Source organism: Glycomyces artemisiae (assembly GCF_003002955.1).
GTDB classification, from domain to species: Bacteria; Actinomycetota; Actinomycetes; order Mycobacteriales; family Micromonosporaceae; genus Glycomyces; species Glycomyces artemisiae.
Map to the genome: position 1 here is coordinate 124,091 of NZ_PVTJ01000012.1, position 15,539 is coordinate 139,629.

Consider the following 15,539-nt stretch of genomic DNA (forward strand, 5'->3'; position numbering starts at 1 on the left):
AAGCTTGGCCCGCCCCCACACCACTCCGTCGCCGCCAAACAACCCGCACCCCAACACACCCCAAAGCCACAGCACCAGACCCCGCCCCACCACCCACCCCCTTGTCGCCGCCCGCCCTGACCGGAGAAACCATCCTCCAGCGAAGCCGCAATCCAACCCAGGACACTGAGAAGGTCGGCGTCCCCGTGCATCAATCCAGACCCGGCATCCAAGCCCCGGACTATCTCCCACACCTTCCGCCGGAGCCGCCACAGCCGCCACCACATTCACCTGAAATACGAGAACTCCCATGTCAGAGGCGACCAGATGCAAGCTGGCGCGACCTCCTTCATGGCGGGATGTCGCTGCAAGGACCAACCGAAGTCCTGATGATGCGAACCGAGGGAGGGGTCGCTTCCGTCTAGCGGTTGGCGGCGAGCCAGGCGGACGGGTCGGCGCTGACGCGGTCGACGACGGCGAGGGCCGCGCCGATCGCGGCGGCGTCGGGGCCGATGGTCGCGGGCCGGACGGTGACGGGGGCCCAGTCGGCGAACAGGACCCGTTGGGACAGTTCCGCCTGCACGCCCGCGGAGAGCCAGGAGTCCAGGAGCGCGAAGCTGCCGCCGAGGAACACCGTGTCGACCCCGAGGAGGTTGCACACGTTCGCGAGCGCGACGCCGAGGGCGCTCGCAGCGGCGTCGAGGGCCGCGAGGGTCTCGGGGCGGCCCGCATCGGCGCGGCCGAGGATCACGGACTCGGGGCTGGCCCCGGCCGGGACGACCTCGCCGCCGAGGAGCGCGGGCAGGCTCGCATAGGTCTGGAGGCACCCGCGCGAGCCGCACCGGCACGGCTTGCCTTCGGGGTCGACGGTGACGTGGCCGAGTTCGCCGCCCCAGCCGCGGGCGCCGCGCATGAGGCGGCCGTCCATGACGAGGCCCGCGCCGATGTCGAGTCCGCCTGACACATAGACGAAGTGAGTGAGCGCGCGGTCGGCGCCGGTGGCGTGGAGCTCGCCGCGGGCGGCGAGGTTCGCCTCCGAGTCGACGGCGGTCGCCAGGCCGAGGCCCGAGAGCGCGGCGTCGAGGAGGTCGGCGGCCGGAACGTCGCGCCAGCCGAGCGCGGGCGCGGTGCGCACGATCCCGCCGTCGACGGGTCCGGGGACGGCGAGCGTCGCGGTGACCACGGTGAGGTCTTCGGCGGCGGCGGCCGTGACGGCCTCAGCTGCCATGCGGCCCAGGCGTTCGAGGACCGCGGGCGCGTCGGTGTCGGTGAGCGGCGCGAACGCGAGGTGCCGCACCCGTCCGGCGAGGTCCACGACGCACGCGGCGAGCCCGTCCGAGCGGATGTCGAGCCCGAGGCCCGCGGGTCCGGTGCGCGACAGGGTGAGCCCGACGCGGGGGCGCCCGGCGCGGCCGTCGGGGTTGGTGCCGGTCTCGGTGACGAGCCGCCCGGCGAGCAGCTCTTCCACGATCCGGGTGATCGTGGGGCGGGTCAGGCCGGTCGCGGCGGCCAGCTCGGTGCGCGAGAGCGGCGCGTCGGCGGCGAGGACCTCGCGGAACACCAGGCCCAGGTTGAGTTCGCGGAGGCGCTCCTGGCGCGCGGGGTCGCCGGTCACGGCGCGGACCGCGCCGACGCGGCCAGCGCGCCGGCCGCGTCCGAGTCGAGAGTGCCGTCCGCCACGACTGCGAGGATATGCCGTGCGATCGCGCCGCCCGGCTCCAGCACCAGTGGACGGTCCCAAGTGAGCGAGGACCCCACGCCGAGGTAGTCGCGCGAGCGCACGAACCACCGGTCGGCGGCGGTGATCGCATCAGCGGGCGCGAACACGACGGTCCACCCCCCTTGTCCAGCACCGGAGACGGCCACCCATTCGGCGGTGGTGCCGTTGACGGCGCGCTCGCCGTCCCCGGCGGAGCTGAGCACGCGGACCCGCTCGGACCTGGACGGCCCGCGCCAGAAGAACCCGCCGTAGCCGGCGCCGACGCGGCCGAGGGCCGCGGGGCTGCGGATCTGGAGCGGATTGTCGGTGGCGTTGAGTAGCCTCGTGCGGACCGAGAGCGTCCAGGCTCCGGGAGAGAGGGGGTGGCAGGCGATCTCGCGGCGCTCGTAGAGCAGTTCGGCGCCGTCCCGGTCGACCCAGTTGAGGGTGTGCGCGAGTTCGGACTCGGTGTGCCGCAGCCAGCGGCGGTGCTGCTGCGCGCCATGGTCGTCGAGCCAGGCCGGGCCGTGCCCGGCGACGAAGGTGCGCCCGCCCCAGAAGTTGCGGCCGCCGATGTCGGGCGCGGCGATGCTGATGCCGAGCTGGTGCGTGTGCGAGTGGGGGCGCGCGTCGGTGACGACGGTGCCCGCGAGGGTGCGCACGGGGTGGAGGTACGGGCGGGGCGCGGTGGAGGCGGGCAGGTGCGAGCGCCACACGTAGCTGGCGACCTCACGGCCGTCGACGTGCAGTGCCAAGGCGTCGGGCCGTTCGGCGACCACCGAGCCCGTCGTGCCGGAGTGCTCCATTGCGCCTCCCAAGAGAACGGCCGGTCCCGGCCGTACGATACCGGGCCCCGGATCCGATATCCTATAGGATCTACGATCCACGATCCGGCTCCGCCGAGGCCGCGGACACCGACGCCGCCAGGTCCGCTGTCTCCCTGGGCCCGAGCGCGCCGTCCGCGACTACCGTGATGATACGTCGCCGCGGACCCTCCCCCGGCGCGACCGAGAACGCCTCCGCCCAGGCCAGCGACGCGCCGACCCCCACGTAGTCGTCGCCGCGCACGAACCACGGGTCCCCTTGGGCCGCAACGTCGATGAATACGAGCGTCCACGGGTCGGGCCCGCTCGCGCTGAGCGCGACCCACCGCCCCCGCGACCCGTGCAGCCGCGCGGCCCCCTCGCCGCCGGGCCCGAGGAGGCGCACGCTCCGCAGGCCGCGGTTCGCGCGCCAGAAGAACCCGCCGTACCCGGCCCCGATGCGGCCCTTGGCCCCCGGGCTGGAGAACTCCAGCGGCCCGGCCGCGGCGCTGTGCATCGCGTACCGGAAGTCGAGCGCCCACGCCCGGTCGTCGAGCGGCCGGGCGGCGATCCTGCGCCGCTCGCGGAGCACCGTCGCCCCGTCGGGCCCGACCCACCGCAGCTCGTGCGCGAGCACGGCGTCGGTCCGGGCCTCCCAGCGGTGGTGGCGCTGCACGCCGTGGTTCGGCAGCGGCACGGACCCCTTGCCGCGCACGTAAGTCCGCCCGCCCCAGAAGTTGACGCCGCCGACGTCCGGGACGGCGACGCTCGCGCCCAGGTGGTGGAGGTGGTCGACGGGCATGGCCTCGGTGACCTCGGTCCCGGCGAGGGTCCGCACGGGGTGGAGGTACGGCCGCGGCGACAGCAGGCTCGGCAGGTGCGGTCGCCACACGTACTCCGCGACCGTGGCGCCGCCGAGGCTCAGCGGATGCGTCTGGACGAGCGTGACCTGCTCATCCATGGTCACCCGACCGCGCCTCGACGCTGAACGGCCCGAACGCCGCAGAGCCGCCGTCCCCCGCACCGCTCGCGAACAACCCGAGCGCGGCCCCGACCCACCGCCCTTCGGTGGCCTGGAACGGTTCGCCGACAAGCGCCGCATCGGTAGCCCGGGTGGGATTCGAACCCACAATGTACGGGTTTTGAATCCGTCTTCTCTGCCGGTTGGAGTCGTCTCCGCTCCACGCGGCGAAGCGGCACTGGCCTCCGGGCTCGACCTCCACCGCAAGCGTAGCCGCTCCGTCGACCGCCACCGGTTCGGCCGCATCGGTCTCGACGCCGTCCTCCGCAGTGCGGTGCACGAGGAAGGTCCCGTTCTCCTTGCGCTCCAAGCCGATCCACGCATAGGTGTCGCCCACGATCGCGAGCCCGGTCCGGTCCCCGGGTGCGGCGTCGTCGAGCGACACCGCGACCTCGGCCCGGAAGTCGTCGTTCGGCAGCAGCTGCCCCAGCAGGTTCGGCAGGAACCGCAGATCGGCCGGTCCGGGCACGCACTTCAGCCGCAATCCACCGCCCTTTACCCCCGCCGACTCGATCCAGTGCGGCTCCGGGTTCGCCTGCCAGCTCCACTGGAGTCCGATGCCGTTCGCGAAGTCGTCCGCCGCGGCGGGCGCCGCCACCGGCTCGCCCTGGATCGGCTTGGCGTGCACCGCCACCGGTTCGCCGCCGTCGCCGATCACGGGCCAGCCATCCTCGCTCCACCGCATCGGCTGGAGGTGGACCACCCGCCCCAGGAACCCCTTGTCCTGGAAGTGCAGGAACCAGTCCGTGCCGTCGGGCGTATCCAGCCACGCGCCCTGGTGCGGCCCGTTCACCGACGTCGAGCCCTGCGCGAGCACGATCCGGTCCTCATACGGCCCGAACGGGTCCCGGGACCGGAACGCCGACTGCCAGCCCTGCGCGACCCCGCCCGCAGGGGCGAAGATCCAGTACCAGCCGTCGCGCTTATAGAACTTCGGGCCTTCGAGGGTCCGGTACCCGTCCAGCGCGTCGCCGTCGATCACCACCGCGCCCTCGTCGAGCAACTCGGTCGCATCAGTGCTCATGCGGTGCACGGTCAACCGGTTGTTGATCCCGGACCGGCTCTTGGCCCACCCGTGCACCAGGTATGCCGACCCGTCCTCGTCCCACAGTGGACAGGGATCGATGAGCCCCTTGCCGCCCTTCAGCAGCAGCGGCTCGCTCCAAGGCCCGGCCGGGTTCTTGGCGCTCGTGACGAACAGGCCCCGGTCGGGGTCCGGGTACACGATCCAGAAGCGGCCCGCGTGGTGGCGCAGGGCCGGGGCCCAGACGCCGCCGCCGCGCTGCGGCGTCCGGAAGTCCTCCTCCGGCACGAGCCTCGTGAGCGCGTGCCCGATGACCGTCCAGTTCACGAGGTCCCGGCTGTGCAGGACCGGCAGGCCCGGCACCCGGTGGAAGCTGGAAGCGGTCAGGTAGAAGTCGTCGCCGACCCGGACCGCGTCGGGGTCGGACCAGTCCGCGTTGAGGACCGGGTTGCGGTACGTGCCGTCGCCGAGGTCGGCGGTCCATATCGGAGCCGCGCCTCCGCGGACGTCGGCGTGGAGCGGATTCGTCAAGGCGTTCCTTCTATTTGAGCCCGGTCGTGGCGATGCCCTTGACCAGGTACTTCTGTCCGGCGATGAAGAAGCCGATGATCGGCGCGAGCGACAGCACCGACATCGCGAACATCTGCCCCCACTGCGACTGGCCCTCCGAGTCCACGAACTGCCGCAGCGCCAGCGGCACCGTGTACAGCTCGGGGTCCGTCAGGTACAGCAGCGGCCCGAAGAACTCGTTCCACACCGAGATGAACGTGAAGATCGCGGTCGTCGCGAACGCCGGGCGGCACAGCGGCAGGATGATGCTCCAGAACGTGCGGAACGGCCCGCACCCGTCGATCCGGGCCGCGTCGTCGAGCTCCTGCGGGAGCTGGCGCATGAACTGCACCATCAGGAAGATGTAGAACGCGTTGGTGGCCAGGAAGTTCGGCACCAGCAGCGGGTAGTACGTGTTGAGCCAGCCGAGCTTCGCGAACAGGATGTACTGCGGGATGAGCAGCACGTGCCCCGGGAGCATCATCGTCCCGAGCATGAGCGCGAAGAAGAGCTTGCGCCCGGTGAAGTTCAGCCGCGCGAACCCGTACGCCGCAAGGGAGCACGAGAACAGGTTCCCCACGATGCTGAGCACCACGATGACGATCGAGTTCGAGAAGTAGACCCCGAAGTCGTACTCCAGGGCCGTCCACCCGTCCGCGTAGTTCTGCGGGCTCCACTCGGCCGGCCACAGCGACAGGTCCGAGAAGATCAGCCCGTTCGGCTTCACCGAGCTCGACACCAGCCACAGCAGCGGGTACATCATGAACAGGCCGATGAGGCACAGCGCGAGGTGCCTGGCGAAGCGGGATTTGCGGCTCGAACCGAACCGCTCGATCAGCGCGTCCTCGTCCGGGCGCCGCGCCTTCGGGGATTGCAAGGTCGTTGTCATCGATGCGGCCTCAGTTGTCGTAGTTGACCCAGTACTTCGCGGAGAAGAACGTCAGGGCGGTGAACGCGGCGATGATGACCAGCAGGGTCCAGGCCATCGCCGAGGCGTAGCCCATGTTGAACTGGTTGAAGCCCTGCTGGTACAGGTACAAGTTGTAGAACAATGTGGAGTTCGCCGGACCGCCGCCGCCGTCGTTCATCACGAAGCCCTGCGTGAACGTCTGGAACGACGCGATGAGCGACTGGATCAGGTTGAAGAAGATGATGGGGCTCAAGAGCGGCAGCGTGATCGAGCGGAACCGGCGCCACTTCGACGCCCCATCGACCGCCGCCGCCTCGTAGTACATGACCGGGATCTGCCGCAGGCCCGCCAGGAAGATCACCATCGGCGAACCGAACGTCCAGATATGCAGGATGATGAGCGTCGTCAGCGCGTAGTCGGGGTCGGAGGTCCACGCGATCGCGGGCACCCCGAACCAGCCGAGGAACGCGTTCACGATCCCGTCGAGCCCGAAGACGTAGCGCCACAGCAGGACCACGGCCACCGACGCCCCGAGGAGCGAGGGCAGGTAGAACACGGCCCGGTACACCGGGAGCGCCCTGATGCCCTTGTTCAGGATCATCGCCACGCCCAGCGCCGCCGCCAGCGACAGCGGCACCGACACGAACGTGTAGACGAACGTGACCTGCAACGACTTGAGCAGCACCGGGTCCCGGAACATCGCGGTGAAGTTCTCAAACCCGATCCACTTCGGACTGTTCAGCAGGTTGTAGTCCGTGAACGCCAGGTACAGCGACGCGAAGAACGGCACCACGGTGAACAGCATCCCGATGAACCACGGGAGGAGGAACAGGTAGCCGGCGCGGTCCTTACGCGCCCGCCGGCCCCGGAGGCGCCCTGCGGAGGGGCGCCCGTCTCCCGGGGCCGGCGGCACGTCCGCCTCCGGCATGACGGCGGTCTCGGTGCTCACCCTGCAATGGCCCCTTCGGCCTGCTCGATGAACTGCGCGGCGGCGTCGGCCGGGCCGACGCGCCCGAACTCGACCTCGACCGCCAGCGCGTCGAGGAAGTCGAACACGGCCGACCCGCCGGGCGGGTACAGCAGCGAGCGCGGGAGGTCCTCGCCCTGGAGCGAGATGAGGAAGTCCGTGGCGAGCTGGTCGTCGGGCTCCAGCGAGGACTTGATCTCCTCGGCCACCTCGGCGTTCGCGGGGACGCCGCGCGTGGTGCCCGTCGCGAGGGACGCGGCCGGGTCGTTGAGCAGGAAGTCCAGCAGCTTCAGCGCCGTCTCCGGGTGCTCCGACTCGGACGCGACCGACCACAGGTGCGGGCAGTCGACCGACTGGCCGCGGCGCGCGCCCTGCGTCTCGCCGGGCATGCGCAGCAGCGCGAGCGTCCCGCCGCACGCCTCGTTGTAGCCGAGGAAGTTGTTGGTGGGGATGATCTGCGAGGCGAGCTTGCCCTGCGCGATGTAGGACTGGTCTGCCGAGCCGCCGATGTTCTCGAAGAACCCGGCGGGCGGAAAGCCGCCGTCGGCGCGCATCCCGTTGATCATCTCGAACCAGGCCTGGACGGTGGCGGCGGTGACGCCGAGCCGGTCGTCCTCGGTGAAGAAGTCCTCGCCGCGCTGGCGCGTGAAGACGAGGATGTTCGCGAGGGTCTGGGCCTCGAAGCCGGTGCCGTAGACCTCGCCGCCGCTGGCGTCGGTGATCGCTGTCGCGAAGGCGGCCAGGTCTTCCCAGCCCCACGTGTCGCCGTCGGGGACGGCGACGCCGTACCGCTCGGCGAAGTCCTGCCTGACGACGAAGCCGACGGTGTTGAGCCCCGCGGGGACGCCGTAGATGCTGTCACCGACCTCGGCGATGGTCGCGGCGTTGTCGCTGAGGCCGCTGAGGTCGAGGTCCCCGGCGTACTCGTTGAGGTCGAGGAGGGCCCCGCGGTCGGCGTACTCGCGGAGCGAGTCCATGCGCATGGCCATGAGGTCGGGCGGGTCGCCCGCGGCGAAGCGGGTCGCGAGCTTGTCCTGGTAGGGGCCGGAGTCCTGGTATTCGACCTCGATCTTGACGCCTTCGTGCTGCTCCATGAAGGCGTCGAGGGCGGCCTGGGTCTTCTCGGCGCGGACGGCGTCGCCCCACCAGACCATGTTGAGGGTGACGCCGTCGCCGGAGTCGCCGTCCCCGCCGCCGCCGAAGCCGCGGCCGCAGGCGGCGAGCGCGGGGACGGCGGCGAGGCCGAGGCCGCCGGCCTTCATGAGGTTGCGGCGGCTGACCGCCTGCCGAGGGGTGGAGGGGGGTTGTGCTGTGGTCACGCTTGCGGTCCCTTCACGCGGACACCCGTGTCCGGCGTATCGATCGGACTCGATGGTTGGGCGCTCAGGTTACGACCCCGTCCGAGGTTATGTCAAGTCATGAAAAAAATTAATCCGAGATTAGGGCAATCCATTGACCATAATCAATCGACCTGCTTAGACTGCTCCCTGACCTCGCCCTCCCCGAGTCGAAGGAGCCTCGCGTGAACCCCTGGAAGACAACGAGACTGACCCGCCGCGCCCTCGGCGCGGCCGCCGTGGCCGGTACGTTCGCGGCAGGCCTGCCCGCCGCCGCGGAGGCCGCCGGACGCCCCTGGTCCGACCGCGCCGACGGCTTCGCGTCCCTCCCCGGCCTCGGCCGCGGGCCGACCACCGGCGGCGCCGGAGGCGCGGTCGTCACGGTCACCACGCAGGAGGACCTGAACGCGTACGCGACCGCCGCGGACCCCTACGTCATCCGCGTGGCGGCGGCGATCGACATCGCCCCGCGCGGCACCGAGATCCGCGTGGCCTCCAACAAGACGATCGTCGGCGTCGGCACCAGCGGCGAGATCGTCGGCGGCGGCTTCTTCCTCGCCGCGGGCGTCCACAATGTCATCATCCGGAACCTGACGATCCGCGACACCCTCATGCCCGAGGACGACCCGGACGACAAGCAGTTCGACTTCGACGCGATCCAGATGGACACCGCCGACCACGTCTGGATCGACCACAACACGCTGACCCGCATGAACGACGGGCTCATCGACTCCCGCAAGGACACCACGTTCCTCACCGTCTCGTGGAACCGCCTGTGGGAGAACAACAAGACGTTCGGCATCGGCTGGACGCCCAACGTGACCTCGCAGATGACCATCCACCACAACTGGTTCAAGGACACCGTGCAGCGCAACCCGAGCGCCGACAACATCGCGAACCTGCACATGTACAACAACCTGCTGCAGGACGTCAGCGCGTACGGGAACTACGTGCGCGGCTTCTCCAACGGCGTCATCGAGAACAGCTTCTACGAGCGGGTCCACAACCCGTACTACACGATCGACGGCGAACTCGTGCAGCGCGGCAACGTCACCGTCGACTGCACCTGGGACGACGGGCTCGTCACCTCCCAGGGCGAGGGCTTCGACCCGCGCGACTTCTACGACTACCGGCTCGACCCCGCCCGCGCGGTGCCGGCCCTCCTGAGCCGGTTCAGCGGCCCGCAGCCCGGTATTGGGACCTGAGCCGCACCGCCGCTGAACCGCGAGCGGCGGCCCTGGGGTTGGGGCCGCCGCTCATCCATCGCTTCACTTCAGCCGGCAGGGCGCGTCCTCGCGGCGCAGGAACGCCAGCTGAGCGCGCTTGTCCCCCAACTGGATCTCCGGCCCGAGCGCGAACCCGGTGCGGCGCATGCGGGCCGCGGCCTGCGCGTTCCTCGCGTCGGGCTCCACGACGATCCGCCGATGCGCGGGGTCGGCGAACAGGTACTGCGCGAGGACCCCCATGAGTTCCCCGGTGAACCCGGGCCGGGCCCGCCCGTTCGCCCCCGCGACGAGCAGGTGCGCCCCGATGTCGCCGGGCTCGACCTCGTAGCACTCGCCGACCGGGTCGGCGGCGGGCTCGTAGGTCTGGAACAGGGCGATGGGCGTCCGATCCCGCAGCACCAGGAACGCATGATGGGTCTCCAGCGAGTCGAGGTACTCGTAGATCTCCAGCACATGGTCCTTGGAGTGCTCGGTCATCCCCCAGAACTTCGCGCGCTCCTCGGTGACCCAGCCGTAGATCAGGTCGAGGTCCTCGGCGGGCCGCACGGGCACGATCGCGATGCGCCCGAAGCCCTCCACCCGCTCCTCGAACACTGCGGGCCGGTCGATCATGCGGTACTCCAGTTCCAAAGCGTGCCAATCGGTCTCGATCCTCACGAGCTCCCCGCGCCGCCACAGCGGGAACTGGTCCCGCTGATGCGCCCCGGGCTCCCCCGAAGATCCGAAGGGGACGATCCAACGGCTGTTCCGGCGGTCCGCGAGATCCCACACCCACCTCGCGGCGGGCCCGCGCAGGAAGTCCTCGCTCGCCCCGAGGCCGCCCGCGGTGGACAGCACGCAGTCGGCGTCCCCGCCCATGCCGCCGATCGGCTCGACCGCGTCCTCACCCGGCGCGGCGTCGTGCCACGGCGCGAGCCGATGCACCTCGCCCCACTCGACCGGCTCGCGCGCGGCGACCTCCTCGACGGCCGCGGCCAGCGCGGCGTCGCGCTCCTCGTCGCCGATCAGGCCGCTGGCGAGCACGTGCTCCAGCGCGTACGCGATGCGCGGCACCAGGGCCAGCCAACCGGCGAAGAACGGCGAATACGCTGTCGGCTCGGTGAGCGGCGCGAACACCGGCAGCCCGGCGAGCCGCTCGATGAACGCGGCCCTGACGCGCGCGAACGCGGCGGCTTCGGTGCTGCCTGCGTCCATGTGCCGGTCCCACAGCAGCAGCCGCTCCCGGAGGCCGCGGCCTTCGGGGCCGAGCTTGAGCGCTGGCAGCAGGTCGAGGACGATCCAGGCCGAGGGCAGCAGGGTGTCGGTGTGGATGCGTGCCATGTCCGGTGCGGTCCAGTCGGTCCGCTCCTGGAGGAGGTCGCGGATGCGGTCGGCCCGGTACGGCTGGCAGAACTCGACCCCGAGCGGGGCGGCGACGCCGCGGTCGTTCGCCATGGTCGCGACCTGCCCGACATCCTTGCGGGGCATGGGCTCCCAGCCGTGCCAGGCGTAGCGTGCGTCCCAGGCGGGGACGGGGTACTTGCGGTTCTCCAGGTCGCGCGCGGGCACCTTCCCGGCGGCTCGGTGCAGGAGCCCGCCCTGAGTGTCGGCGGCCATGACGACATTGACCGGGAGCACCCAGTCGTCAAGTGCGGCATCGACATCGGCCACGGTGCGGGCCCGCAGCAGCTTCGGCACGGCGGCGAACCCGAGATCGGCCCCAGCCGTGACGGGCCCGCGAAGGCTCACCACGCCTTCGGGCCCTTTCCCGACGATCGGTCCGCGGGCGGTCTCCAGGATCTCGACAACGTGATCCTCGCCCCCGGCCACCGCAAAGGACTCGGTAGCGGAGAAGACAGCCTCCCACCCGTCGGGCCCGAACGCCTCTACCGATCCATCCTCATTGCGCCGCAACTGCTCCTGGAACAAGTCAGAGGTATCGGCCATCGCGTTGGTGATGCCCCAGGCAACGGAGCCGGTATGGCCGAAATGAGCGATCCCGGGGATGCCGGGCATGGCGAGCCCGACGACGTCGAACTCATCGCACGAGAGTCGAATCTGCTGGTAGGACCCGGGAAGCTGAATGAACCGGTGCGGGTCCCCGGCGACGATGGCAGCGCCCGACTCAGTCAGGCCTCCCGAAATCAACCACCCGTTGGACCCGACCGGCTCGGGCCCGTCCATGGCGAACCGCGAGACGGCATCGGCCCCGAGCGTCTCGCGGACCCGCTGCCGCCAGATCTTGGCGGGGAACCCGGACCCGAACGTCAGGTGCTCCGCGTGCCATACGGCGAGAGGCGTCCAAGGCTCCCAATCCGAGTAAGTCCCAACCGAATTGACCCCGTTGACGAACGCCGAGACCCATTCCCGCGTAGAAGAGTCAAGCCGATCGAAAGCCGCTCGCGCCGAGGTGGTGACGCGCACCTGCCTCGTCAACCGGTCCCAGTGGACCCACTCGCTCCCGAGCGCCTCCGAGGCGGTCCCCGTCGCACGACGCCGGAGCAGCTCCAGCTGCCAGGCCCGGTCGGTGGCGGCGTTCCAGCCCTGGGCGAAGACGAGCGCCGTCGAGTCGGGCGCCCGCAGGTGCGGGATCCCCCAGGAATCCCGGTAGCATTCGAACCTCATAATTAGGTTAGTCTAGCCTAACTAACGAGAACCCCTAGTTTCGAGAGGACCGGCATGGGCAAGGGCTGGGAAGGCGCCGTACTGAAGCTGCTGCGCGCCAAGGACTTCAAGTTCACCGTCACCGGCGCGGAACAGGTCGCACCCCGCTACCGGAGGCTCTCGTTCACCGACGGCGGGCTCCTCTCCGAGCTCGGCGTCCACCCCACGATGTGGGTCCGCCTCTGGTTCGAGGCCGACGGCAAGCCCCACCAGCGCGGCTACACCCTCGTCGACCCGGACCCCGAGGCCGGCACCTTCGACATCGAGTTCGCCCTCCACGACGGCGTCGCGAGCAACTGGTCCGAGACGGCCGCCCCCGGCGACGCCATCGCCGCCACCATCTACGGCACCGCCTTCACCACCCCCGACCCGTTCCCCGAGCGCCTCCTCCTCGTCGGCGACCCGGCCTCGCTCCCCGCGATCAACTCCCTCCTCGACGCCTTCCCCGACACCCCCGCCACGATCTGGTTCGAGACCACCAGCGACGACGACCTCCCCTTCCGCGCCCGCGACGTCCACGACCTCCACCTGGTCCCCCGCGGCGACGGCACCGCCCTCGAAACCGCCGTCCGCACCGCCCTCCCGCCCCTCGTCACGCCGTCCACATACCTGTGGATAACCTGCGAAGCCCGCACCACCCGCGCCCTCACCGCCTTCGCCCGCAAAGACCTCGCCGTCCCCAAGGACCGCCTCCACTCAATGGCCTACTGGCGCTGAAGCGGGCACTAGCCTGCAAGGATGACCGCCCCCTTCGACGACTCCCTGCGCGCGCTCCTCGCCGACGAATTCGGCCTGCGCATCGCCAGCGCCGATCCCGTTCGCGGCCTGGGCGACGAGTGCGACATCTGGAGCACTCGCGAACACGGCGGCCTGGCCATCCGCGCCAGCCCCGCGTTCCGCACCGACCTCGAATGGGTCCACGACCTCGTCGGGCGCTTCGCGGCGGTCGTCCCGGAAGCGGTGCCCCCGCTCCGCACCCGCGGCGGCCGCACCACCGCCGACTGGCACGACCGCCCGGTCTCGGTGTGGCCCTGGATCGACGGCACCCACCTCGACCGCGACGACCCCGCCGCTCGAACCCGCGCCGCCGACCTCCTGGCCCGCCTCCACCTCGCGGCCGAATCGCTGCCTGACGCTCCCCGCCCGAACCCGCCCCGCCGCTGCACCGACTGCCCGCACTGGCCTGACCTCCGCGACCCCGCCCTGGACGACGCCCTCGCCGCATGGCGGCGGACCCGCGGGCGCCCGGTCCCCTTGCACGGCGACTTCTACCGCCGCAACCTGATCTGCGCCGACGACGCGATCCGCGGCCTCATCGACTGGGACGAACTCCGCATCGACCACCCCGAACGCGAATTCGCCTGGACCGTCTGGGAACTGTGCAAGCACTCCGACGGCGACGCCCTCCGGCACGCCGCCGCAACGTCGTTCCTCCAGACCTACGAGACGGCCACCGGCCGCCCGTTCGACCGGGCCCTCCTCATCCCCCTCATCCGTGAGGGCCTCCGCGCGGAGATCTGCCGCCACCGCACCACCGGCGTCGACCCCGAAGACGCGTACGCCGCCGCTCAAGTGCGGGCCTTCCACCACCTCCACGCCGCGCAAAGCGATTGACCAGCCCGATCGTCGCGGCTACGGTCGCCCACATGCAAACCGGCCCACCCAGAACCGTTCTCACCGCCTTCGGATCCACCGCCGAACCGACGCTCATGGAAGGCGGACAAGGACGCACCTGGCGAAGCGGCGACATCGTCCTCAAGCCGGTCGACAACTCTGCCGAGGCCGAATGGCGGGCCGAAACCCTCGCCGCGCTCCCCGAAAGCGAAGCCTTCCGAGTTCCGAAACCCATAAGGTCGGTCTCCGGCAACTGGATCGTCGAGCACTGGGAAGCGAGCGAACTCCTCTCCGGCTCGACCGACCCGAAAAGCTGGAACGAAGCCGTGGCGACCGGCGAACAGTTCCACGCAGCGCTCGCCGCCGTCCCCTGCCCGGAGTTCCTCGCCTCCCGCGACGACTGGTGGTCGACGGCCGACCGCGACTCCTGGAACCTCGATATCGCCCTCCCCGCGGAGGTCGACGACCTCGCCGCAGCCCGCACCCCGATGACGGTCCCCCACCAGCTCGTCCACGGCGACCTCCTCGGCAACGTCCTCTACGAGCCCGGTCTGCCTCCGGCCGTCATCGACTGGGCGCCCTACTGGCGCCCCACCGCCTGGGCCACCGCCGTCGCCCTCATCGACGCCATCTGCTGGCACGACGCCCCCACCGTCCTCCTCGACAGCGCCTCACCGCAACTCGCCCTTCGTGCACTCCTCTACCGAATCCTCACCGACCGCCACGCCGCCGCAGCCCGACAGACCCCATGGACCCCGCATCCGGCCTACACCCCCGCGATCAAGGCCGTCCTCGACCGCTTGCGGCAGCACTGATCACCAATGGCGGTTGCAGCATTCGACATGGAGCTGCGACCAGGAATTCCGCCGGTCGGTGCTGTTAAAGCGGCCGAGTTCGATCTCCGCGCAGCAATGTGCATCGGGCTGCTCAGCGAGATGCGAGGGGCAGTCCTCCACCAACGCCCGCAGCTGCTCGCCCTCGAACTCGAACGCCGAGCGGCTTCCCACGAGGAACAGCGTGTCGGCCGCGATCGCCCATCGGAGCCGGTCCTTGAAGTCCCGATGCCATCGGGTCCGAGCGGCTTCCAATTCCTGCTCGGGGAACGGGTCGGCGGGCATGGTCACCTTCTGCACCCGCCCGGCCCCCAGCCGCCCCCGCACTTCCTTCCACCGCGACACCCGAAACCCCAGGCTGTGATGCAGCAGCACCAGATCGAGCTTCCGCCCGCCGTACTCCGCCCCGCAGTCCACCGCGCTTCCCTTCAGCGGCAGGTACACCAGGCTCCGCGGCGACCGCGCCGCCAACCACCACGCGATCGCGAGGTCAACGGTCCCGTGCTTGTCCACACCCATCTGCGCCCCGAGCCGCCCCTCGTACAGCGGCATGTGCCCGACCTTCGCCGACCGCACCACCCGGAACCGATCCGCCCCAAGCCGAACCTCGTCAACGACGACCCGCCATTCCCGCCCTGCAAGCCGCATCGCCATCACCCGCCGACCATCCGCATGTCCCTGAGTATCTCGGCATCGTACTGATTCCCTGCGCGAGAACATGAACGATTTCTCCCCGTGTGGGTGTTGCGGCCCATTCAGGCGACGAGGGACCATTGATATACGCACAGGGATGCGAAATCAGGACGGTTGGCGGCAGGTGTAAGCAGACTGAGACAAGCCTCTGGCCGGGACCGTGCACCGGACTGATTTCGAGAACCCCGGACCGCGCAGGGCGGTCGGGCGGGTCTCAGCCCTCAGTGCCATCGGGTTCCAT

The 15,539-nt window shown here is 70.5% G+C and carries 12 protein-coding genes, 1 tRNA gene and 1 pseudogene; 4 read left to right on the plus strand and 10 right to left on the minus strand.

Annotated features, from left to right (window positions below; translation table 11 throughout):
* Nucleotides 1-400: 400 nt before the first annotated feature.
* The 8 genes and pseudogenes from B0I28_RS24235 to B0I28_RS24265 all read right to left on the minus strand — a co-directional run bounded on the left by B0I28_RS24235 (nucleotide 401) and on the right by B0I28_RS24265 (nucleotide 8,271).
* Nucleotides 401-1,594 carry an ROK family transcriptional regulator gene (locus B0I28_RS24235; RefSeq protein ID WP_106366437.1) on the minus strand — a complete coding sequence of 398 codons (1,194 nt, stop codon included), beginning with the start codon at nucleotides 1,592-1,594 and terminating at the stop codon, nucleotides 401-403.
* Nucleotides 1,591-2,484 carry a DUF6807 domain-containing protein gene (locus tag B0I28_RS24240; protein ID WP_106366438.1) on the minus strand — a complete coding sequence of 298 codons (894 nt, stop codon included), beginning with the start codon at nucleotides 2,482-2,484 and terminating at the stop codon, nucleotides 1,591-1,593. Before B0I28_RS24240 ends, B0I28_RS24235 begins: the two co-directional genes overlap by 4 nt.
* 70 nt (nucleotides 2,485-2,554) lie before the next feature.
* Nucleotides 2,555-3,442, minus strand: coding sequence for a DUF6807 domain-containing protein (locus B0I28_RS24245; protein ID WP_106366439.1), 888 nt, complete (start codon nucleotides 3,440-3,442; stop codon nucleotides 2,555-2,557).
* 147 nt (nucleotides 3,443-3,589) lie between these two features.
* Nucleotides 3,590-3,652: transfer RNA gene (locus tag B0I28_RS27490), tRNA-Leu, on the minus strand.
* Nucleotides 3,653-4,220: 568 nt separating this feature from the next.
* Nucleotides 4,221-5,057: pseudogene (locus tag B0I28_RS28690) on the minus strand (glycoside hydrolase 43 family protein); the annotation flags it as partial.
* Between the two features lie 10 nt (nucleotides 5,058-5,067).
* A complete protein-coding gene (locus B0I28_RS24255; RefSeq protein WP_106366440.1) occupies nucleotides 5,068-5,964 on the minus strand; it encodes a carbohydrate ABC transporter permease in 897 nt (298 codons plus the stop codon).
* A 10-nt stretch (nucleotides 5,965-5,974) separates the two neighbouring features.
* Nucleotides 5,975-6,934 carry a carbohydrate ABC transporter permease gene (locus B0I28_RS24260; protein WP_219926966.1) on the minus strand — a complete coding sequence of 320 codons (960 nt, stop codon included), beginning with the start codon at nucleotides 6,932-6,934 and terminating at the stop codon, nucleotides 5,975-5,977.
* On the minus strand, nucleotides 6,931-8,271 hold the full coding sequence (locus B0I28_RS24265) for an ABC transporter substrate-binding protein (RefSeq protein ID WP_146148225.1): 1,341 nt from the start codon (nucleotides 8,269-8,271) through the stop codon (nucleotides 6,931-6,933). The genes B0I28_RS24260 and B0I28_RS24265 overlap by 4 nt, the downstream gene beginning before the upstream one ends.
* 203 nt (nucleotides 8,272-8,474) lie before the next feature.
* Here B0I28_RS24265 and B0I28_RS24270 point away from each other — a divergent pair, with 203 nt between their 5' ends.
* Nucleotides 8,475-9,494, plus strand: a complete 1,020-nt coding sequence (locus B0I28_RS24270; RefSeq protein ID WP_181245942.1) for a pectate lyase family protein — start codon at nucleotides 8,475-8,477, stop codon at nucleotides 9,492-9,494.
* Between the two features lie 63 nt (nucleotides 9,495-9,557).
* On the opposite strand, the gene B0I28_RS24275 is transcribed toward B0I28_RS24270, so the two are convergent.
* Complete coding sequence (locus B0I28_RS24275; protein WP_106366443.1) at nucleotides 9,558-12,119, minus strand: GNAT family N-acetyltransferase; 2,562 nt, start codon at nucleotides 12,117-12,119, stop codon at nucleotides 9,558-9,560.
* A 54-nt stretch (nucleotides 12,120-12,173) separates the two neighbouring features.
* On the opposite strand from B0I28_RS24275, the gene B0I28_RS24280 reads away from it, so the two are divergent.
* From B0I28_RS24280 to B0I28_RS24290, 3 genes are read left to right on the plus strand one after another with little or no spacing between them, the layout of a single operon-like run.
* Nucleotides 12,174-12,875: a siderophore-interacting protein gene (locus B0I28_RS24280; RefSeq protein ID WP_106366444.1), complete on the plus strand. Its 702-nt coding sequence runs from the start codon at nucleotides 12,174-12,176 to the stop codon at nucleotides 12,873-12,875.
* A 21-nt stretch (nucleotides 12,876-12,896) separates the two neighbouring features.
* Complete coding sequence (locus B0I28_RS24285) at nucleotides 12,897-13,772, plus strand: phosphotransferase (RefSeq protein WP_106366445.1); 876 nt, start codon at nucleotides 12,897-12,899, stop codon at nucleotides 13,770-13,772.
* Nucleotides 13,773-13,804: 32 nt separating this feature from the next.
* Entirely contained in the window at nucleotides 13,805-14,587 is a 783-nt protein-coding gene (locus B0I28_RS24290; protein ID WP_146148226.1) for a phosphotransferase, read from the plus strand.
* Here B0I28_RS24290 and B0I28_RS24295 read toward each other — a convergent pair whose 3' ends face one another.
* On the minus strand, nucleotides 14,588-15,157 hold the full coding sequence (locus tag B0I28_RS24295; RefSeq protein WP_219926967.1) for a hypothetical protein: 570 nt from the start codon (nucleotides 15,155-15,157) through the stop codon (nucleotides 14,588-14,590).
* Between the last annotated feature and the right edge of the window lie 382 nt (nucleotides 15,158-15,539).